Below are 21410 nucleotides of genomic sequence, written 5' to 3'. Positions count from 1 at the left end.
TAGGAATATAGGAATATAGGAATAGTAGAGAAGTGGTGGAGGGAGCTGGATTCGAACCAGCGAAGGCTGAGCCGTCAGATTTACAGTCTGATCCCTTTGGCCGCTCGGGAACCCCTCCACACTAATTTTATTGTATTTGGTCTCACTTAACTTAGCGGTACGAATAGTGGTGGAGGTAGCTGGATTCGAACCAGCGAAGGCTGAGCCGTTAGATTTACAGTCTGATCCCTTTGGCCGCTCGGGAACTCCTCCAATTCAACGGCGCTGATAATAGCAAATTGCGTATTTAAGTAAAGAAAAAAGCTAAAGAAAATTGAAATAAAGCCGATAAATATCTATCAGTTACCACAATCGACTAAAGACTATGCAAATAGATGATTTGTTAATCACAGAGAGTCAGTTAAACAGTAGGCTCAATAATAGTGTGCATGAAAATCGCCGTGGCGAATTTTCTCTATTATTAGCGATGCTGTCACATGACGCACTCGACTTTAGCCAATTTCATTTACCAAAAACTGAAATAGATAATTTAGTTATAGAAGAAGAGGCATTAAGAAAGCAATTTGGCGCAGGTCCAAAGCAACTTTTAGCCCCTGATGAATACAATATGTTGGTTGGACAGTTTAATGCATCATTAATATCTCAAGAAGGAGAGCGCTGCGGTATGACAAGTATTAAGCTAAAACAGTGCTTAAGCCCTGAACCACTTGCGATTAGAAATGATGATAAGCATATTCCACTTAATATAATAGATAACTGTGAGCTTGCTGTCAGAAGAAGAATTAAAAGCGAACAAACACAACTTGCTAATCCTCCTATAGATGCAGCTGCTTTTTACGACAGCCTTAATAATGATGCAATACATCAACCACTTCAGCTTATTGCGGTGTGATATATGATTGTAATAATCATCAGTTAATATATGCTTTATAACGGGTCTGCTTTATATATTTGCTAATAATTGATTTAATGAAAAAAAAGCATCCAAAAATTAAATGCAATTGCTATAATGGCGTCAAATGGTATGACATGAAATGCCATTATCATTAAACCAAGGTAATTAGGAACGTAATGAAGAAAACATTCACGCTAAATCACGAGAAAATCAAATACCCTCGTATGGTTGATGCTGCAAAGCACGAAGTGAAAAAATATTTGAAAAGAGAGCGTAATAAAACGCTACCTGAAGATGCTGACTATTGGGCATTTGACTGTAAGTTTGGTAACACAGCTGAAGATGCGCAAGTTGTGCACGTTGCTGAATTAAGTAACCAAATTGGCGAAATTGAAAAGCAAGGTTTGACCTCTTTCTATGTAGAGATTTTAGCTCGACCTGCTCAACGTCAGCAATTAGATTTAGATGATGACGAATAATACTTAACTAAATTAAGTATTCAAAGTTATAAAATGAGCCCAAGTGGCTCATTTTTTGTTTTTATGCAATAAAGATTTACTAAAAAGCATTTTTATTAATAACCAATAAGTAGAATCCCTGTTAATTAACATTTGCATAACAAAATGTGATGCTATAGGCTGTTTTTAATTAAAAAAACAAAACATTTTTACTATGCCAATAAATTACTCTGACCATCAATTAAAACTAAGTTTAAAGAATTCTAAAGTACTTATAGTTGACGATCAGTTATTAAGCTTAATCGTATTAAAAAAAATATTATCTGAGCATTTTAATGTGACAACAGCTGGAAGTGGTGAAGAAGCAATTGAAATTTGTAATGTAAATGTACCCGATATAGTCCTACTCGATATTAGTATGGGTGGAATGAGTGGTATTGATACATGTTTAAAATTAAAAAATAATACTGAAACACAGGATATCCCAGTTATTTTTGTTACATCCTTTGAAAACGAAGAAGAAGAGTGTTGGGAAGCCGGAGCTGTTGATTTTATTAAAAAGCCGATTGTAAAAGAAACACTATTTAGAAGGGTTCGTGCCCATATAACGTTAAAATTACAACACGACTTACTCAATCAAAAAGTATTTTTAGATGATTTAACTAAAGTATTCAATCGCCGTTATTTTGATGCACATTTTTCTAAAATGGAACGAAGCGCCTTACGAGAAAAAGTTGACTATGCATTATTACTCATCGATATAGATTATTTTAAGCAATACAATGATATCTATGGTCATGTGCAGGGGGATACGGTGTTAAACCTAGTAGCACAAACTATTACTAATAGTTTGCAAAGGCCAACCGATTTTGTTGCGCGTTATGGCGGCGAAGAGTTTGTAGTTGTTCTACCGCATACAAGCACTGAAGGTGCAATTTGTGTTGCTGATAAAATTAAACAGAATGTGGCCGATTTAGGAATATTACACAAATATTCAGAATATGATTTTGTGACTATTAGTATTGGCGGTGCAACCCTACAACCATACGTAAATAACAAAAACACGTTGCAGATCGCAGATGAAAAAATGTATGAGTCTAAAATGCAAGGGCGTAACAAAGTGTGTTTTTAAGTTTAGTTAGCTAATAAATCACTCTGCCACTTAAAAACACCTTTTAGGTGATAAATATTAAATAAGATTATTTATTACATGCTATGACATTTTTTGTACTTTTTATTGCTACCGCATGGGCAGTTATCATTTCTGCCTACTTTAATATCTTCAACAGGATATATAGTGCCATCTAAATAACGCCATTGAGTGTTTTCTTTAATAAACTGCGATTTTTCATGAAGCTCACAAAATAAGTTTTGATAAAAATATTGGGCTTTAAATTCTACAGTTCCAGTATCGCCATCATGGCTTGAGTCAATTAAATCAAGATTTATAAATCGACAGCTGTTAGCAAAATCATTGATTTCTTTAACCGGATTCTCAGCTTGTTTTTCTTTTGCGTAGGTTTGATAAACATATTTTGCATTTTTAATAACATAAGCGCTGAATCGTGAGCGCATAAGTTGTTCAGGAGTGTCAGCTTGCTTTACAGATAAGTGAAGCGGCTCGCAGCAATCGGCATAATTGTGCCCACTGCTGCAAAAACATAATGTGGTATTGAGTGAAGTCATAATAATAATACAGAATCTAAAACATTAGTTTAACAAGCTTATTGAGCGAGTGGTATCTCTGTTGTTTGAGCGTTTTTAGTAAAACAGTATAGTTTTGTATTCGTTTTACTTAAATCGAACGATAGATTTGTAAGTAGTTGGTTATTAACTATATCGGTCCAGGTAATTACCGCTGCAAAGTTTCCATTATGTAACGCAGAATTTAATACATACTCTAAATTTACTAGGTGCTTCTGTCTAATAACAAGTAATTTGCTTGTATCAATAGAGCATGAGTCAAGTAAAGCTTTGCTAGGTACATGATCTGGCGCAATTAGTAACGTCCATGCATTAGAGCTATTGTATTGGTGTAATACTTTTAAAAGCTCAAAGGTCGCTGAAATTTCATCTTCAATTTGGATCAAATTTACGCAATCGCTTTGCTCGTCTTGTTGGTAACTTTTAACTGTTCTTACGGTAATAGGCTGTAACATAATTTTACTCACTGGGTTTTTATACAGTATTCATATACAGTAGTTTATACAGTGCTTTCGTGCAAGCATTTTATGCTATTTATTTGTACAGTTATTCAGCCTTTGATCATTGTTTTTTATTTTTAAATCTATAATTCTTTATTAATCAACTTGTTATAGGTTTGTTTTTGAGAGGGTATTTCAAAAATAAATTTTTGAGTAATGTTTTAATTTGTGGGTTTTATACTGAGTAGGAGTATCTTTGTAACTATATACAGTATTTTTCAACACTGTATACAGTACTTATAACTTAGTTGGTTTATGTGTCTTCACTCGTGCGAGGGATCATATGAGAAAACTGGAGTTGGTGAATTTGTTCGTACAAACTTGCTGCATAACATTGAGCATCTTTAAATCGCTTAGTTTCGATATGTTTGCGTATATCTGTAACCGCTGCAGTGGCAGGTGCGTATCCTTGGCTACTCGCTAAGCTCAACCAAGCTACAGCATGAAATACACTTTGTGGCACGCCTTCACCTTTTACAAAAAATAAACCTAAATAAAACTGTGCTCTATGGTTTCCTGCCATTGCAGCAAGGCGCATCCATTTTGCAGCCAATGGAGCTTGATTATTTTTTAAATAATATAGGGCTTTATTAATAGTACTTTGCTCATCTTTTTTATTATCAATGGGCGCGGGGCTGCTTTCTGGTTGAGTAACAAAACCTAAAATGTTGTCTAGCTGTTGCTCTAAGTCTTGCTCACAAGGTGTTGTTTTAAGCATATTGGTTCATTTATTATTTTAACTACTTTAACAGTTTAGTATATAGCAAGGTAAAATGTCCTGTAAAAGATAATTTTTATGTTAAAATCTCGTCACTTTTTACTATCACAAGTTTATTATGTTTGAAGCCTTATTTAAACTCAGCGAAAATAACTCAACAGTTAAACGCGAATGCGTTGCTGGCCTAACGACCTTTATCACTATGGTATACATTGTATTTGTAAACCCGGCTATGCTTGCTGAGGCAGGGATGGACCAAGGGGCTGCATTTGTAGCTACCTGTATAGCAGCTGCGATAGGCTGTTTTATAATGGGTTTGTGGGCTAATTATCCATTAGCATTAGCGCCTGGCATGGGACTAAATGCCTTTTTTACGTATGGCGTCGTATTAGGAATGGGTTATACCTGGCAAGCCGCATTAGGGGCTGTTTTTATGTCGGGTTGTATATTTTTATTTTTAAGCTTATTTAAAGTCAGAGAATGGATTATTAATGCCATACCTCTGGTGCTCAAGCGAGCTATCGCAACAGGTATAGGTGCTTTTTTAGCCTTAATTGCCCTTAAAAATGCAGGCATTATTGTCTCAAGCTCAGCAACATTAGTGCAATTGGGCGACATTACTTCCCCAGGCCCATTATTGGCTATATTAAGCTTTTTTGTAATTGCAGCGCTTTTATACCGCGATTTTAAAAGCGGTGTACTTATTAGTATTTTATTAGTGACTGGCATTGCACTAAGTTTAGGGCTAGTTGAATATCACGGTGTTATGGCTATGCCACCATCAATAATGCCTACTTTTATGCAACTAGATTTTGCCGCCGCTTTTGATATATCAATGATGAGTGTTATTTTTGCATTCTTGTTTGTCGATCTTTTTGATACTTCGGGTACATTAGTTGCGGTCACTCAAAAAGCTGGTTTAGCTGATGAAAAAGGTAACATGCCTCGTTTAGGGCGTGCACTAAGTGCTGACAGCTCTGCAACAATTGCAGGTGCGATGCTAGGCACGTCTACGACTACATCGTATATAGAATCGGTTGCTGGCGTATCTGTTGGCGGACGTACTGGTTTAACGGCTGTAGTTGTAGGTATTTGCTTTTTACTAATGATGTTTTTTGCACCGCTTGCACAAATGGTACCGGCTTATGCTACGGCAGGTGCTATTTTATATGTCGCTGTACTGATGTTACAAAATTTAAAGTTTGTAAATTGGGATGATATGACCGATGCAATTCCTGTTACTGTGGTATTACTAATGACACCATTAACGTTTTCGATTGCGCACGGTATTGCACTTGGTTTTATATCTTATACGGCGGTTAAAGTTTTGTGTGGTAAGCAAGATCAAATCAGTATTAGTGTTTGGATATTGACAGCCTTGTTTGTTTTCAAGTTTGCATTTTTGTCTTAATGACTAACAAATAGACAAAAAAGCCTGCATAAATTTAATTTGTGCAGGCTTTTTTAATGCTTTTATAAAAGAATTACCATTTCTTTTTAGGAGCAAACAATATATCTAAGTCGTCTTGCTCTTCTTCTGTTTTCTTTTTAAGTGCGCTTGCATTAGAAGCTCTTAGTTCAACACTAATTGCTTCTAAGTAACCTTCAACTTCTTGGCGTTTTGTTGTTACATATTCATCGGTGTATGTAACTGCATTGAGCGTTGCCTGTGCTTTTTCAAAATACTGTCTTGCTGAGCCAACCATACTCGCTGAGCGGGCAGATAAGCCACGTTTTATTTGGCTTTCGATATTAATACGCAGTTGTAGTTTTTCAAGACGTTTATCTTCTAAAACAAAAACTTGACTATCAATACGACCTTTATTATGTTCAGAGCGTAAAATTGAGCGTAATTTTTTAATACCTTGAATTAGGCCAACAAGCTGTTTGTCATTACTCGGTAGCGTTAGGGCTTCACTGCTGTTGTCTAGAACTGCATTGGTGAGGTGCGTTTTAGCCTCACTTAAGCGGCTTTTAAGTGCTTTAGATGTTGGCGAATTAGTAACCATCGTATTTAATGCTTCATAAATACGGCGTTGCAATACACGGATTATATTTTCAGAAAGAGGTATATTGGCACTATTCATTAGTGCTTCTTCTGTTTCTTCTATTATAGCTTTTTGTTTTGTTAGCTCTTTGCGGCGTTCCGCTTCTTGTTTTTCTTTGTGTTGTTGTACAGCACTTACCCAAAGTGCAATCACAATCAATGCAACTATAAGCACTATTATAATAGAAACGATCATGGTGTAATTCTCGGATATATAACCTAATTATTTAATCTTACATTAAATATACGTTAACAGGGTAGCTTTGCGCCGATTAACTTAAAAAATACACCAAAAAATTGATAGGTTGAGCTCTTTATAAACCGTAGTCACCCTAAGGGCTTATAAACTAAAGCTGAATAAACATCGCTACCTCAAGCATATTTATTATGCTAGCCTTGAGCTCTAATCAGATAATTGCACACCTAAAGACCTAAAGTAATATTTTACGCAAATAACACTTGGTTTTAAGCGGTATTGCCTTTATAAATAATATGAATAATAACGTTAAAATTTGCAGCCATGAAATTACAACAACTCAGATACATCGTAGAAGTACAAAATCATAAATTAAATGTTTCAGCGACTGCTGAGAGTTTATTTACCTCGCAGCCAGGAATTTCTAAACAAGTACGTATGTTAGAAGATGAGTTGGGTGTACAAATTTTTGGTCGCAGTGGTAAACATTTAACGCATGTAACCGGTGCTGGCGAAGATATAATTAATATTTCTCGTGAAATACTCTCCAAAGTAGAAGGTATTAAAGCCGTTGCTAATGAGCATACGTTACCTGATCAAGGTAAGTTAAATATTGCCACAACACATACCCAAGCCCGTTATGCTTTGCCTAACGTTATTCAAGGGTTTATGAAAAAATACCCTGCGGTATCGCTTCATATGCACCAAGGTACTCCACAGCAAATATCAGATGCTGCAGCACGCGGTGATGCCGACTTTGCTATTGCAACAGAAGCACTGCATTTGTATTCAGATTTAGTTATGTTGCCTTGTTATCATTGGAATCGCAGTATTGTTGTTGCTAAAGACCATCCTCTCGCTAAAAAGGCAAATAGTTTAACTGTTGCTGACATTGCCCAATATCCACTCATTACATATGTATTTGGTTTTACGGGCCGCTCAGAGTTAGATAAAGCGTTTAGCGCACACGGGCTTGAACCACACATTGTATTTACAGCAACCGATGCTGACGTTATAAAAACATATGTACGTTTAGGGCTAGGAGTAGGAGTTGTTGCGTCAATGGCGATAGATCAAGTGAGTGACACTGATTTAGTGTGTATTGATGCAAGCCACTTATTTGAAGCTAGCACGACCAAAATTGGTTTTAGAAAGGGCAGCTTTTTACGTACTTACATGTATGATTTTATTGAGCGTTTTGCACCGCACTTAACTAAAGAGCGAGTAGAGCGAGCAAGTTTAATGCGTAACCAAGACGATGTAGATAAATTATTTGCAGATATAGAGTTACCGGTTAAATAAGGTGATTACATTGAACGAACAATAAAAAAGCTGCCTATTTTAAATAGACAGCTTTTTCTTTTTATAGCGAGCTGATTAACATTCGATAATATTAACTGCTAATCCACCGCGAGCGGTTTCTTTGTATTTGGTTTTCATATCGTTGCCGGTTTCAAGCATGGTTTTAATCACTTTATCAAGTGATACCTTTTGCTCTCCACTGCCACGAATAGCTAAACGTGAGGCATTAATTGCTTTAATCGCGCCCATTGCATTGCGTTCAATACACGGCACTTGTACTAAGCCACCAACAGGGTCGCACGTGAGGCCTAAATTATGTTCCATACCAATTTCTGCTGCGTTCTCTACTTGCACAACATTGCCACCAACAATTTCTGTTAATGCGCCTGCAGCCATAGAGCACGCAACGCCAACTTCACCTTGGCAACCTACTTCAGCACCCGATATAGAGGCATTCTTTTTATATAAAATACCAATAGCAGCAGCCGTTAATAAATAACGTGTGGCTATATCGCGGTCTACTTCTTTCACAAATGTGTGATAGTACATAAGCACAGCCGGTAAAATACCCGCAGCACCATTAGTTGGTGCGGTAACTACACGGCCACCTGCCGCATTTTCTTCGTTTACGGCAAGGGCAAATAAATCAACCCAGTCCATTGCACGAAGTGGGTCGTTACTGACCTCTATATTTAGTTTTAAGTATAAGCTAGGCGCTCGGCGCTTTACTTTTAAGCCGCCAGGTAGGATACCTTCGGTACGCATACCACGGTCAATACAGGCCATCATTACTTTCCAGATATGAAACAGCGTGTCTTTTATTTCATCTTCAGTGCGTAGTGTTTTTTCGTTCTTCATCATTAAGCTTGAAACACTAAGCCCTGACTCTTTACACATCTCTAGTAGCTCTTTTGCGCTACTGAAAGGAAAAGGAGCTGGGTTTTCTTCTCTAATATCGAGGGCCGCCTGTTTTTCGTTTTCAAACTCTTCATCAGTAACAATAAAGCCACCGCCAATAGAGTAATATACTTTGCTGTAAACTTTTTCGCCGTTGTTTGAGGCGATAATTTCCATTGCATTAGAGTGCTTAGGCAGCGTTTTGCGACGATGAAAAACAATAGCGCCTTGTTTTGGAAACTTAGCTTTGTGTGTTTTGTTTAGATAAATAACCTGATCTTTTTCGATGGTCGCTAAAATGTCGTCGACTAAATCGGCATCTATAGTTTCAGGGTCATAACCGGCTAAACCAAGAATTACGGCTTTACCCGATCCATGGCCAACACCTGTTTGTCCCAAAGAGCCATAAAGCTCTACTTTAATATCGGTAACATTTGCTAATAATTGTTGTTCTTGTAGGTCATTAACAAATAAGCGTGATGCGCGCATTGGGCCAACGGTGTGTGATGACGAAGGGCCAATACCAATGCTAAACATATCAAATGCACTGATCATAATGTGTGTCTCTACTTTGTTTTATCAGCACGAAGCTGCTCTTTGAACGGTCGAGCATGATAACGTGGAATTGTGATTGTGTAACTACTAATAACGAAGATTTAAACTGGTAAGGCGAGTTGTTTTGTAAAGTTTTTTATAATGCTTGCAGTCGCACCCCAAAGTAAACCATGTGGCGTTTTAAAACCTTGCAAAATAACCGTTTTCCCAAATCGTTGAAAAGGTAAGGGTTGCCAATTAGCTTCGTTATTTAACTCAGTGACCGAGAGTAAAAAGCTCGCTTGTACTTCATTATAATCATTTTCCCAGGTGGTGCCTTTATTAAGTAAACCCACATAGGGGCTAATACTAAAACCCGTTAATGTTGAATACTCAGGTAAATGACCTAATACATTAACGTTGCTTTGGGCAATATTTAGCTCTTCTTTTAGTTCGCGAAGGGCTGTGGTGCGAAGGGTAATGTCGCTTACTTCAAACTTACCTCCGGGCAAACAAATCTCCCCAGGGTGATGGTGTAAATAAGTAGGGCGTTTACACAGTAAAATATGTGCATGATTATCTATATCAATAATTGGCAGCATAACAGCGCTAGCACGTTTTTTACGCGTGTCTTTTAACTGGTTTGGCGCAGCTGTAGGGCTTAACAGAAACCGCGCCATAATGTGTTCACTATTCAAAGCGACCTACTGTTTTAATAAAGGGAGGATTTTATTTACTTTATCGTAAGTTTCTTGATATTCCAATTCGACTTTAGAATCAGCTACTATTCCGCCACCTGCCCAGCAGTAAATTTGCGCTTTGTGGCACACCAAGGTACGAATAGTGATACTCGTATCCATATTTCCACATGCACTTAAATAACCAATTGAACCACAATAAATGCTGCGGCGATGTGGTTCTAGTTCTTCAATTATTTCCATCGCTCTAATTTTGGGCGCACCGGTGATTGAGCCACCCGGAAAAGCCGCTTTTAACTGATCGACCGCTGTTTTGCCTTCATCAAGTTCTGAGGTTACCGTGCTTACTAAATGATGCACTGCCGGAAAGCTTTCAATAGCAAAAAGGGAAGGGACGTGAACGCTGCCAGGTTTTGCCACTTTGCCTAAGTCGTTACGCAGTAAATCAACAATCATTACGTTTTCAGCGCGATCTTTAGCTGATGCTGCGAGTATTTGGGCTTGGCGTTGATCCTCCAGCGCATCCGCTTTTCGCGGCAGAGTGCCTTTAATAGGTTTGGTTTCTACAACGTTATTATTTACAGATATAAAGCGCTCAGGGGAAATTGATAAAATTGCCCCTTGAGGGTGATTTATAAAGCTCGAAAATGGCGCTTTATTTGCCTCACGCAGTTTAATATAAGCTGCCCAAGGGGAGCCTTCAAACTGAGCGTTAAAGCGCTGCGCTAAATTAATTTGGTAACAATCGCCACTTTTTAGATACTCCTCAATTTGGGCAAACTTTGCAGCGTATTCCGTTTCGCTCATATTTGATTGCCAGTCGCTGTTTAGGGCAAAGGACTGCGTATTAACTTGGGAGTTAGCGTGTGTATTTAAGTATTGCTCATAAAGCGCTAATCGATCGGTGTTTGGCTGCGATACATAAAACCAGCTTTGTTGCTGCTTGTCGTAAAGAAGGGCATCTAAGTAAAGACCAATAGCCATTTGGGGAAGATTAATATCTTCAATAGCACGAGTGGGGATGTTTTCAATTGTACGCCCTAAGTCGTAGCCAAAGTAGCCAAGCCAGCCGCCGTTAAAGGGTAAATCGTAATCGGCTTTTGTTTTAGCAAGATGCGAAAGCTCATTATTCATAATTTCAAAGCAGTTATCACTACTTTCTATATTATTTAAAAAGCTTTTATTATTTTTTACTTCAAGGGTACTTTGCGGCTCAATAGCAACAATATCAAAACGGCTGTTTATATGATTACTATTTGCAGAATCTAATAGAATTGCATAAGGCAAATGTGAAAAATGCGCAAAAACGTCAATGCAGTTTTGTGTTATGCCTAATTTAATACAATTTTTTTTATTGTTTAGCATTTACTGCCCCTTTAAGAACTGGCTCGAAACGGGCTGGGAGGGTATCATAAGTCAAATTTTTTGGCAGCACTAAGCTGCAAAAAACAGTGCAAACCACCGTCACCGGTTTGATTTAGATTACGCGACAACGCGTAACGGTAACTTAAGGAACCACTATGAGTACAATTTGTCAGCAAGACTTTATTGATAGCATTGAAGATGCATTGCAATATATTTCGTTCTATCACCCACTTGATTTTGTTCAAGCACTCGAAAAAGCGTACAACAAAGAACAAAGTAAAGCGGCTAAAGACGCCATTGCACAAATTTTAATTAACTCACGCATGTCGGCTGAAGGCAAGCGTCCACTTTGCCAAGACACCGGTATTATTACCTGTTTTGTTAAAGTAGGTATGGATGTTAAGTGGGATAAAACAGATTTAACCGTTCAACAAATGGTTGATGAAGGTACTCGTCGTGCATATTTGAATCCAGATAACCCTTTACGTGCATCTATTGTTGCAGACCCTGCTGGTACGCGTAAAAATACTAAAGATAATACGCCTTCGGTTGTGCATATTGATTTAGTAGCGGGTGGAAAAGTAGAAGTAATGGTTGCGGCTAAAGGCGGCGGCTCTGAAAACAAAAGTAAAATGGTTATGTTAAACCCGTCAGATGATGTTGCTGCATGGGTAGAAAAAACACTACCAACAATGGGTGCTGGTTGGTGTCCGCCAGGCATGCTAGGTATAGGTATTGGTGGTACGGCTGAAAAAGCAGCAGTAATGGCTAAAGAGTCGTTAATGGATCCGGTTGATATTCACGAGTTAATAGAACGCGGCGCAGAAACAACTGAAGAAAAACTGCGTTTAGAAATTTTTGACCGTGCTAATAAATTAGGTATTGGTGCACAAGGTTTAGGCGGTTTAACAACGGTTGTTGATGTTAAAATTAAAACAGCACCAACGCATGCAGCTTCAAAACCTGTAGTAATGATCCCAAATTGTGCGGCAACTCGCCATGTACATTTTACGCTTGACGGTTCTGGCCCTGCTAATTTAAAAGCACCTAAACTAGAAGATTGGCCACAAGTAACATTTGAAGTGGGCGAAGGCACACGTCGTGTTGATTTAAATACACTGACTAAAAAAGATGTTCAAGAATGGAAAATGGGTGAAACCGTTTTACTTTCGGGCACTATTTTAACAGGTCGTGATGCAGCGCATAAACGTTTGCAAGATATGATCAACTCAGGTGAAGGTTTACCTGAGGGCGTAGACTTTGATAATAAATTTATTTATTACGTGGGCCCTGTGGATGCGGTACGCGATGAAGCAGTAGGTCCTGCTGGCCCTACAACAGCCACTCGCATGGATAAATTTACCGATATGATGCTAGAAAAAACAGGCATTGTAGGCATGATTGGCAAAGCTGAACGTGGCCCTGCAACGGTTGAGTCTATTAAAGAGCATAAATCTGTTTATTTGATGGCTGTAGGCGGCGCAGCTTACTTAGTATCTAAAGCGATTAAAAAAGCGCGTGTTGTAGCTTTTGAAGATTTAGGTATGGAAGCTATTTACGAATTTGAAGTAGAAGATATGCCAGTGACTGTTGCAGTAGACAGTGAAGGCGCCAATGCGCATACACAAGGCCCTGCTATCTGGAAAGCTAAAATTGAAGAGCTTGATAGCAAGCTAAAATAACGTACGTTTTGTATTTTTAAAAAGCGAGCCTAGTGCTCGCTTTTTTGTTTTTTAAATAGAGTTATTAGCAAGTTTACAGCTCTGACCAGTTTGCGAAAAAGCTTACTTTTTACTGGAAACCTATAGGCAGCGGTACGTAGCGGCCAGGTAGCACTTGTATATTAAACTTTACATGCAACAATTGTGTTACGTTCACGTAAACGTAAGTCGGTGTGGTTCTTATATTTATAGTATTTAAAACTTAAAAATGACGGTTTTGTAAATTTTTTATCTATATAAAAGTTTTAATTAGGTTATTTAATTTAAGCTTAATGTTTTCATTGGTTTTATCATCTGTGAGTATAGCGAACACGTATATGAAGTGATAAAGTCTCGGCAATTTCCAGCGCGCATACCCTCTCACGGGTTAACTATTTCGGAGTATTTTAAGTGGCTGTGTTTAATCGAGTTGAATTTGATAACCATGAACAAGTGGTTTTTTGTTCTGATGAAGAGTCGGGTTTAAAAGCAATTATTGCTGTACATAATACCAACCTAGGTCCTGCAGTTGGCGGATGTAGAATGTGGGATTATGCAAACGACGAAGATGCTGTTTATGACGTGCTACGTTTATCAAAGGGCATGACTTATAAAAATGCAGTTGCGCGCTTACCCTTTGGTGGCGGTAAATCTGTAATTATAGGTAATGCGAAAGAAATTAAATCTGAGCAATTATTCCGTGCATTTGGTCGTCAATTAGAGCGATTAAATGGCAGCTATTACTCAGCAGAAGATGTAAACATCACATGTGCTGATGTAGCTATTATGAATAAAGAAACTAATTACGTACTGGGCCTTGAAGGTAAAAGCGGTAACCCATCGCCATTTACAGCATACGGTACTTTTTTAGGAATTAAAGCAGCGCTACAGCATCAACGTGGCCATCAAAATTTTGCAGGTGTGAAAGTGGCTGTTCAAGGTTTAGGTGCTGTTGCTTATGGTTTATGTAAACATTTACATGATGCGGGCGCTGAGTTGTTTGTAACTGATATTAACCAAGCCGCCATTGATCGTGTAGTAAGTGATTTTGGCGCAACTGCGGTTGGCATTGATGACATTTACGACTTAGATGTTGATGTTTATGCACCGTGTGCACTAGGCGCAACTATTAACGATTTAACTATACCGCGTTTAAAAGCGACTATTATTGCAGGCTGTGCTAATAATCAGCTGGCAGAATCTCGCCATGGTGAAGTTATTCGTGAAAAAGGCATTTTATATGCACCAGATTACGTAATTAACGCCGGTGGTATTATTAATGTTTATTACGAAACAGCGCCAGATGGTTACAGTGCAGCAGCGTCTAATAAACATGTTGAAGGTATTTTTAATACGTTAACTGAAATCTTTGCCCGTAGCGAAAAAGAGCAAAAATCAACGCATTTAATTGCTGACGAATTAGCGCAAGAGATCATTAAAAACGGTCTGTGATCTAAGTTCTAATTTATATAAGGGTGTGCAATTGCACACCTTTTGTTTATCTGTAAGTTAATGCAATTGTTACTGAACAGCGGTACACTTTATTTTTAATTTTGTGCGGCAAATTATGACTCCCTCAACTTCTCTCATGCAGCCTATCGATTTAGATAATTGGCCTAGAAAGCAACACTTTGAATTATTTAAACACTTTTCTCAGCCTTATTTTAATGTGTGTGTGCGTTTAGATGCTCAAGCACTTTACGACTATTGCAAAACCAATCAATTTTCTTTTTTTCAAACATATGTATATTGCACCTTAAAAGCGTGCCATGAGTACGATTCAATAATGCTACGTATAATAGATAGTAGGCCATGGTTACTTAATAGTGTTCGCGCAAGTGTGGTTGAGTTGTCTGAAAACGATACGTTTGTTTTTAGTTATTTTAATAGCGCAAGCGATTTTAAAGAGTTTGCAAATCATGCAAGTGACGTAAGCAAAAAAGCGAAACAACAGCCGTTATTTTCTGATGCATTTGCCCAAACAGAAGGGCAGGCCGACTTAATTCATATATCTGTTTTGCCGTGGCTGAATTTTAGTGCGTTTTCGCATGCATTTAGTGAAGGGGAGAGTTTAGGCATTCCTAAATTTGTATTTGGTCAGTTTGATAAACACACAGGTACAATGCCTTTAGCTATCGATGTACACCACTCATTAATGGATGGTTTGCACGTAGCGAAATTTATAAACACATTGCATGGTACATTTGACTCCTTTTGCAAAGGTTAACTTAAACACGTCATTTAACGGCAGTGCAAAGCAGTAAACAATTTATAAGTAATCTATAAGTAATCTATAAGCAATGCGATGTGAATTACTTTATATTCAAATACATAACCTTATATGCTTGAAAAGCACGTGTGCTGGACATATTTATATACCATACCTTAGCTCAGGAAATCCCCATGATAAATGGACTGTTAATTGTTGTTTTAATTCTTTTTGTGGTGATTTTCTGGCGTTGGCCATCAATTCAAAACCGATTATGGCGCAGTAAATATAAAGACTTTGCTTTAAATTCACAGCAAAAAGATATTTTACTGCGTTGCATGCCCATCTATAAAAAAATGACCGACGCTGACAGAGAAAAGTTAGAGCGACATATTACGTGGTTTTTAAACGAAAAACGCTTTGTCGGTTGTGATGGCTTAAGGCTAACGTCTGCAATGAAGTTAATTGTAGCCGCCGATGCGTGTGTATTAGTGCTTAATAAACCGTGGCCGTTATATAGAAATGTAAAAGAAATTTTATTATACCCAAGTGCTTATTATGCTCCGCAATCAACTCGCGATAGTGCAGGACTTGTGAGTTACCACAATACGGTAAGACTAGGCGAGTCATGGCCTGGCGGCACACTTGTACTCAGTTGGCATGACGTGCTTGAGGGTAATCGTTTACCAAGCGATGGACATAACTTGGTATTTCATGAGTTTGCGCATCAACTTGATCAGGAAACAGGTAAAACAACGGGTACGCCCATTTTAAAAAGCTCAGCAGATTACAAAGAGTGGGGCCGAGTATTTAGCCGTGCTTTCACCCAGTTAAAAAGTCACGTTGCTTATAGCATGCCGCATGTTATTCACAGCTATGGTGCGACTAACGAAGCTGAGTTTTTTGCTGTACTCACCGAAACCTTCCTCGAAAAACCCGCAGAGCTTCGCCGATACGATCCTGAAATTTACAGTATGTTAGTTAATTACTATCAATTTGACCCTATTGTTTGGCATTAAACCTACATAAACCGCGCTTTATCATATAACGCTGGCAAGTTGCGTTTGTTTTTGTTGCAATCATGTGAAATAGTTTTTACTGCAACAATAACAAGCGAGAAACGCATGAAAAAAATGCTTCATACAGTATTAGCATTGTCGGTGTCATTAGCGATAGGGCAGGTACATGCCGCCGAAAAAGACGAACAAAAATGGCAAGTAGATTCACCTAAGGGGCAATTTGTTGACGCTGCAATTAGCGTTGAGCAAGGCACATGGATGAATATAGATGTTAGCCCTGATGGTAAAACCGTGGTGTTTGACTTACTTGGCGATATTTACACTATGCCAATGAGTGGTGGTACAGCTACAAAGCTCACCTCTGATATTGCATGGCAAATGCAACCTCGTTTTAGTCCTAGCGGCAAAAGTATTGCGTTTACCTCCGATCAAGGTGGTGGCGATAACATTTGGATAATGGACTTAAATGGCGAAAACCAACACGCTGTTACCGATGAAACCTTTAGATTACTAAATAGCCCTGCATGGAGTCCTGATGGCGACTACTTAGTTGCGCGTAAACACTTTACAGCTAGCCGCTCATTGGGAGCAGGTGAAGTGTGGTTGTATCACAAAGCGGGTGGCAAGGGCGTACAGCTTACAAAACGCGAGAACGATCAAAAAGATTTAGGTGAGCCAATGTTTTCACCTGATGGTCGTTATGTATACTTTTCGCATGATGCAACACCCGGTAAAACCTTTCATTATTCAAAGGATTCTGTAGCGGGCATTTATAAAATTAAGCGCTACGACCGTGAAACGGGTGAAATTGAAACCATAATCGATACGATGGGCGGTGCTATTAGGCCTACACCGTCACCTGATGGAAAAAAACTGGCGTATATAAAGCGTGATGATTTTCAAACTAGTCTTTATTTATATGACTTAACCAGCGGTGAGCACACTAAGCTTTACGATAAGCTTGAGCGAGATATGCAAGAAACATGGGCTATTCATGGTGTATACCCAACCATTGCATGGACACCAGATAACGAAGAACTGGTGTTTTGGGCTGGTGGCACAATTCACAAGCTAGATGTTGCAGAGAAATCTGTTAAAACCATTCCTTTTAAAGTGCAAACAAGTAAAAAAATTCAAAAAGCGGTGCGCTTTACACAAAACTTAGATACTGATGAGTTTGATGTAAAAATGCTGCGTAATGTGCAAGTAAGCCCAGATGGCGAAACGGCAATTTTTGAAGCGCTTGGACATATTTATAAACGTGATTTAGAGTCGGGTAAAATTAAGCGTTTAACAAAGCAAACTGATCATTACGAATTATTTCCACAGTACTCTCGCGATGGTAAAAAAATAGTTTACACCACATGGGATGATAACAAACAAGGGTCAGTGAGAGTTGTGTCTGCGCGCAGTGGTCGTGGTGATACAGTTACTAAAGAGCCTGGCAAGTACGTAGAGCCAACGTTTAGCCCAGATGGTAAAACGGTTGTTTATCGAAAAGCCACTGGCGGCAGTATTTTAAACCCTAAGTGGTCACTTAATCCGGGGGTTTATAGCGTAAGCGAAAAAGGCGGTAAAAGTGAGCTTATTTCAAAAAGTGGTTATCAGCCTCAATTTGGAGATGCAAACGATCGCGTTTTTATAATGAGTCCTTGGCCAAAACCAACGCTTAGCGTAGTTGAGCTTGAAAGTAAAAAAGTTCGCAAACTGTACGAGTCAGAACATGCGACAGAATTTAGAGTATCACCAGATGGGCAATACCTCGCTTTTGCTGAGCGATTTAAAGTATTTGTAACGCCGTTTGTTCAAAGTGGTAAAACAATTAATATTGGGCCTAAAGACAGTCAATTTCCAATAGAGCAGTTATCGGTACGTGCTGGTGAAAACATTAGCTGGAGTGCTAAGAGCAACAAACTTTATTGGACATTAGGGCCTGAGCTTTATCATGCAAGCCTTGAGGGGATGTTTGCTATTAACAAAGCCGAAGATGCCGACTTTAAAGTGAAAAGTGGCGATAATATCGGTTTCAGTAAAAAAATGGCAGAGCCTAAAGGCATGATTGCGCTCACTGGTGCAAAAATTATTACTATGGACGGCGAAAAGGTTATTGAAAATGGTGTTATTATCACCGATGGCAAGCATATCAAAGCAATTGGTACAGCCAGCGAGATAAGCATCCCTAAAGGTGCTGAGGTTATTGATGTAACAGGCAAAACAATTATGCCTGGTATTGTTGATGCTCATGCACATGGCTCGCAAGCAAGCGGTGAAATTATACCTGAGCAAAACTGGAAAAACTTTGCAGGTTTAGCGCTGGGTGTAACTACAATTCACGATCCATCAAACGATACCTCTGAAATATTTACCGCAAGCGAAATGCAAAAGGCAGGCATGATTGTTGGCCCGCGTATTTTCTCAACGGGTACTATTTTATATGGCGCAAATATGCCAGGTTATACGTCGCATATTGACTCGTTAGACGATGCTAAATTTCATTTAGAGCGCCTTAAAAAAGTAGGGGCGTTTAGTGTTAAATCGTATAACCAGCCACGCCGAGAGCAGCGCCAACAAGTTATTGAAGCAGGCCGTGAACTTGAAATGATGGTTGTCCCTGAAGGTGGCTCATTATTACAACATAACTTAAGTATGATTGTAGATGGACACACAGGTATTGAGCATTCAATCCCTGTAGAGAACATATACGACGATATAAAGCAGTTATGGTCGCAAAGTGATGTTGGTTACACACCAACACTTGTAGTGGCTTATGGTGGCATTTGGGGTGAGAACTACTGGTACGATAAAACTGATGTGTGGAATCACCCGCGTTTAAGTAAATTTGTGCCTAAAAATCAATTATTACCACGCTCTATGCGCCGCATTAAAGCGCCCGATCATCACTATAATCACTTTAATAACGCACGCGTTGCTGCTGAGCTGCAAGACCTAGGTGTATTAGTTAACTTAGGTGCGCACGGTCAGCGTGAAGGCTTAGGTGCACACTGGGAGATGTGGATGTTTGCACAAGGCGGAATGACACCGCTTGAGGCAATACGTGCATCGACACTCGATCCGGCTAAGTATTTAGGGCTTGATAAAAACGTAGGCTCGCTTGAAGTGGGCAAACTGGCTGATTTAATGGTTATAGATGGCGATCCGCTTAAAAATATTCGAGATTCGGATAAAGTAGATTACACCATGATCAATGGTCGACTATTCAATGCAGAGACAATGAATGAAGTGGGTAAAAAAGAACGCGAACCACTTTATTTTGAAGAACTGTAATTTATTTTAAACTTTGTTAAAGCGGCTACATAGCCGCTTTTTTTAGCCTTACACAACTTATAAAGCTTTATATTTTTGGCAAATAATGGATATAAAAAAACCGCTTAACGCGGTTTCTTTTAAAAATCATAAATGTTGATTAAACAACACCGCGCGGTAAGCGACAGTCATGATCTTTACGAGCTAAAATTACAATCCAAAGTTCTTCCGCTGTGTAACCTTCTTCATTTTCGGTAACAACAGTGAATGGCGCTTTTTTCTGTGCTTTAACAGGAGCAGCTGCTTTTGGTTTTTTCGTTTTAGTTGTTTTACCAGAGTTTAATTTTTTAGTAAGCTCTGCTACGTCAGCTAGGCGTAAATTTTTACCGCCATCAATGCTGTACCAACCAGGTTTGGTTGTGATTTCAGGTTTTTTACCATTGGCAGTTTCGTACGCTGCTTCAAAGGCAGATAACACTTCTGTTTTGTCTAGTTTGCTCATCAGAGACCCTATACGTTGTGAACACAGATAAAGAAGAGGTATTTATACCTATTTTAAAACAGTTTTTCAATTTTTTGCGATTTTCCTTCCATTTTAGGCCTATAAACGCCAAAATTTGCACAAAATTCAGTGCTAAGTAAGGTAAGTTGTATGCAACGTAGAGAATTTAACCAACTCCTAAATGACATTTTGAAACCTCATTTAATAAAAGATTTTTGCCCAAATGGCTTACAGGTCGAAGGTAAAAACGAAATTAAAAAAATTGTGACGGGTGTAACCGCAAGTCAAGCTTTAATAGAAGCTGCCATTGAGCAACAAGCAGATGCTATTTTGGTTCATCATGGTTTTTTTTGGAAAGGGGAATCTCAACCAATAACGGGTATGAAAAAGCGTCGTATAGGCGCACTACTAGCAAACGATATTAATTTATTCGGCTATCACTTACCACTCGATATTCATCCAGCAGTTGGCAATAACGCACAACTTGCAAAGTTATTAGATATTGAAATTGAAACAGGGCTAGAGCCAACTTCAAATAGCGTAGCAATGAAAGGACGTTTAAAAACACCATTAAGTGGTGAAGATTTTGCAGATAAAATTGCAAAAGTGCTTAATCGAACCCCGCTCACAAGCTTAGTACGTTCAGCTAAAATAGAAACCATTGCACTGTGTACTGGTGGCGGGCAAGGATATATTGATTTAGCAGCAGATCAAGGCATTGATGCTTATTTAACGGGTGAAGCATCGGAGCAGACAATTCATAGTTCTCGTGAGCAAAACATTGATTTTTTTGCAGCTGGGCATCATGCAACAGAGCGCTATGGTGTAAAAGCACTAGGTGAGTTACTTGCTCAAGAGCATGGTTTTGATGTGACATTTATAGACATAGATAACCCAGTTTAATTAGGCTATATAAGTTACAGCGCCTCTGGATCTATCCAGCGGCGCAAACTTATCCATATATTTCCTACTACTTCGTGACTGTATTGCGTAACCACAAGTAAAGCATGAGCATTGGGAATAAACTGCTTGCTCCATGGAAGTGCAGCAAAATTATGATAATCAGTGGCTGCGGTTATGACTTCAATACCTTGAGCATTAAATAAGTCTTTGGCACGGGGCATGTGCAGTACAGATGTTACTAGTGCAACTTTAAAGTCGACTAATTTTGATGCCAGTAATTTAGCTTCTTCACCTGTATCCATTGCTTTTGGATTTTGGAAAATACGGCTCTTATTAACGCCTAAACTAATTGCCGTTTGATACATAAGCCCGCTATTAGCTGTCTCTTGATCACAAGTCTGACTCAAGAGATTTTGCTAAATCGTAGCCTTCCAGGATGGCTTGTAACTTAAGCCATCCTTGCCATAACACTTTCACAGATGCACGCCCTGTGCGCTTG

General features: G+C 38.7%; 19 protein-coding genes, 2 tRNA genes and 1 pseudogene. 11 read left to right on the top strand and 11 right to left on the bottom strand.

The annotated features are described in order from the left end of the window. Window positions 1–33 precede the first annotated feature (33 nt). Together H5161_RS19390 and H5161_RS19385 are read right to left on the bottom strand one after the other, a co-directional pair. Window positions 34–118 (bottom strand) — tRNA-Tyr (locus H5161_RS19390). Window positions 119–167: 49 nt separating this feature from the next. Next, a tRNA-Tyr gene (locus tag H5161_RS19385) sits at window positions 168–252 on the bottom strand. 112 nt (window positions 253–364) lie between these two features. Here H5161_RS19385 and H5161_RS19380 point away from each other — a divergent pair. The 3 genes from H5161_RS19380 (at window position 365) to H5161_RS19370 (ending at window position 2485) form a co-directional block, all read left to right on the top strand. Continuing rightward, entirely contained in the window at window positions 365–892 is a 528-nt protein-coding gene (locus H5161_RS19380) for a VC2046/SO_2500 family protein (RefSeq protein ID WP_182738261.1), read from the top strand. Between the two features lie 179 nt (window positions 893–1071). After that, complete coding sequence (locus tag H5161_RS19375) at window positions 1072–1374, top strand: DUF6172 family protein (RefSeq protein WP_002961433.1); 303 nt, start codon at window positions 1072–1074, stop codon at window positions 1372–1374. A gap of 193 nt (window positions 1375–1567) precedes the next feature. After that, complete coding sequence (locus H5161_RS19370; protein WP_138489334.1) at window positions 1568–2485, top strand: diguanylate cyclase; 918 nt, start codon at window positions 1568–1570, stop codon at window positions 2483–2485. A 74-nt stretch (window positions 2486–2559) separates the two neighbouring features. Here the strand turns inward: H5161_RS19370 and H5161_RS19365 are convergent, their stop codons facing one another. The 3 genes from H5161_RS19365 to H5161_RS19355 form a co-directional block, all read right to left on the bottom strand. Then, on the bottom strand, window positions 2560–3039 hold the full coding sequence (locus H5161_RS19365) for a YchJ family protein (protein WP_024595938.1): 480 nt from the start codon (window positions 3037–3039) through the stop codon (window positions 2560–2562). 38 nt (window positions 3040–3077) lie between these two features. Continuing rightward, window positions 3078–3512 carry a SulA-like leucine-rich domain-containing protein gene (locus H5161_RS19360; RefSeq protein WP_002961428.1) on the bottom strand — a complete coding sequence of 145 codons (435 nt, stop codon included), beginning with the start codon at window positions 3510–3512 and terminating at the stop codon, window positions 3078–3080. Between the two features lie 298 nt (window positions 3513–3810). Beyond that, window positions 3811–4275: a tetratricopeptide repeat protein gene (locus H5161_RS19355; RefSeq protein ID WP_182693823.1), complete on the bottom strand. Its 465-nt coding sequence runs from the start codon at window positions 4273–4275 to the stop codon at window positions 3811–3813. A gap of 118 nt (window positions 4276–4393) precedes the next feature. On the opposite strand from H5161_RS19355, the gene H5161_RS19350 reads away from it, so the two are divergent. Then, a complete protein-coding gene (locus H5161_RS19350; protein ID WP_182769892.1) occupies window positions 4394–5686 on the top strand; it encodes an NCS2 family permease in 1293 nt (430 codons plus the stop codon). Between the two features lie 73 nt (window positions 5687–5759). On the opposite strand, the gene H5161_RS19345 is transcribed toward H5161_RS19350, so the two are convergent. Beyond that, on the bottom strand, window positions 5760–6518 hold the full coding sequence (locus tag H5161_RS19345) for a hypothetical protein (protein ID WP_182769891.1): 759 nt from the start codon (window positions 6516–6518) through the stop codon (window positions 5760–5762). A 324-nt stretch (window positions 6519–6842) separates the two neighbouring features. Between H5161_RS19345 and cysB the strand changes: the two genes are divergently transcribed. After that, window positions 6843–7820, top strand: coding sequence for an HTH-type transcriptional regulator CysB (gene cysB, locus H5161_RS19340; RefSeq protein ID WP_024606543.1), 978 nt, complete (start codon window positions 6843–6845; stop codon window positions 7818–7820). Window positions 7821–7895: 75 nt separating this feature from the next. On the opposite strand, the gene H5161_RS19335 is transcribed toward cysB, so the two are convergent. The 3 genes from H5161_RS19335 to pabB all read right to left on the bottom strand — a co-directional run bounded on the left by H5161_RS19335 (window position 7896) and on the right by pabB (window position 11314). Continuing rightward, a complete protein-coding gene (locus H5161_RS19335) occupies window positions 7896–9272 on the bottom strand; it encodes an L-serine ammonia-lyase (RefSeq protein WP_024603668.1) in 1377 nt (458 codons plus the stop codon). A gap of 101 nt (window positions 9273–9373) precedes the next feature. Further along, the gene (locus H5161_RS19330) at window positions 9374–9949 is read right to left on the bottom strand and encodes a CoA pyrophosphatase (protein ID WP_024594770.1); all 576 of its coding nucleotides are present in this window, start codon (window positions 9947–9949) and stop codon (window positions 9374–9376) included. A 6-nt stretch (window positions 9950–9955) separates the two neighbouring features. Further along, complete coding sequence (pabB, locus tag H5161_RS19325) at window positions 9956–11314, bottom strand: aminodeoxychorismate synthase component I (RefSeq protein ID WP_182711550.1); 1359 nt, start codon at window positions 11312–11314, stop codon at window positions 9956–9958. A 155-nt stretch (window positions 11315–11469) separates the two neighbouring features. Here pabB and H5161_RS19320 point away from each other — a divergent pair, with 155 nt between their 5' ends. From H5161_RS19320 to H5161_RS19300, 5 genes are all read left to right on the top strand, one after another. Next, entirely contained in the window at window positions 11470–12996 is a 1527-nt protein-coding gene (locus tag H5161_RS19320; RefSeq protein WP_165742758.1) for a fumarate hydratase, read from the top strand. Window positions 12997–13425: 429 nt separating this feature from the next. After that, the gene (locus H5161_RS19315) at window positions 13426–14466 is read left to right on the top strand and encodes a Glu/Leu/Phe/Val dehydrogenase (protein ID WP_002961676.1); all 1041 of its coding nucleotides are present in this window, start codon (window positions 13426–13428) and stop codon (window positions 14464–14466) included. Window positions 14467–14602: 136 nt separating this feature from the next. Continuing rightward, window positions 14603–15241 carry a CatA-like O-acetyltransferase gene (locus H5161_RS19310; RefSeq protein ID WP_182769893.1) on the top strand — a complete coding sequence of 213 codons (639 nt, stop codon included), beginning with the start codon at window positions 14603–14605 and terminating at the stop codon, window positions 15239–15241. A gap of 176 nt (window positions 15242–15417) precedes the next feature. After that, window positions 15418–16242 carry a M90 family metallopeptidase gene (locus tag H5161_RS19305; protein WP_002961680.1) on the top strand — a complete coding sequence of 275 codons (825 nt, stop codon included), beginning with the start codon at window positions 15418–15420 and terminating at the stop codon, window positions 16240–16242. Window positions 16243–16347: 105 nt separating this feature from the next. Further along, window positions 16348–19527: an amidohydrolase family protein gene (locus H5161_RS19300; protein ID WP_182769890.1), complete on the top strand. Its 3180-nt coding sequence runs from the start codon at window positions 16348–16350 to the stop codon at window positions 19525–19527. Window positions 19528–19666: 139 nt separating this feature from the next. Here the strand turns inward: H5161_RS19300 and H5161_RS19295 are convergent, their stop codons facing one another. Next, window positions 19667–20008 carry a hypothetical protein gene (locus tag H5161_RS19295; protein ID WP_002961684.1) on the bottom strand — a complete coding sequence of 114 codons (342 nt, stop codon included), beginning with the start codon at window positions 20006–20008 and terminating at the stop codon, window positions 19667–19669. Between the two features lie 150 nt (window positions 20009–20158). On the opposite strand from H5161_RS19295, the gene H5161_RS19290 reads away from it, so the two are divergent. Beyond that, window positions 20159–20911, top strand: coding sequence for a Nif3-like dinuclear metal center hexameric protein (locus H5161_RS19290; protein WP_182694328.1), 753 nt, complete (start codon window positions 20159–20161; stop codon window positions 20909–20911). A gap of 14 nt (window positions 20912–20925) precedes the next feature. Here H5161_RS19290 and H5161_RS19285 read toward each other — a convergent pair. Then, a pseudogene (locus tag H5161_RS19285) lies at window positions 20926–21300 on the bottom strand (YdcF family protein); the annotation flags it as partial. Window positions 21301–21410: the final 110 nt, after the last annotated feature.

The organism is Pseudoalteromonas sp. SG43-5 (genome assembly GCF_014164345.1).
GTDB classification, from domain to species: Bacteria; Pseudomonadota; Gammaproteobacteria; order Enterobacterales; family Alteromonadaceae; genus Pseudoalteromonas; species Pseudoalteromonas distincta.
This window is presented reverse-complemented; position numbering and strand designations above follow the sequence as displayed.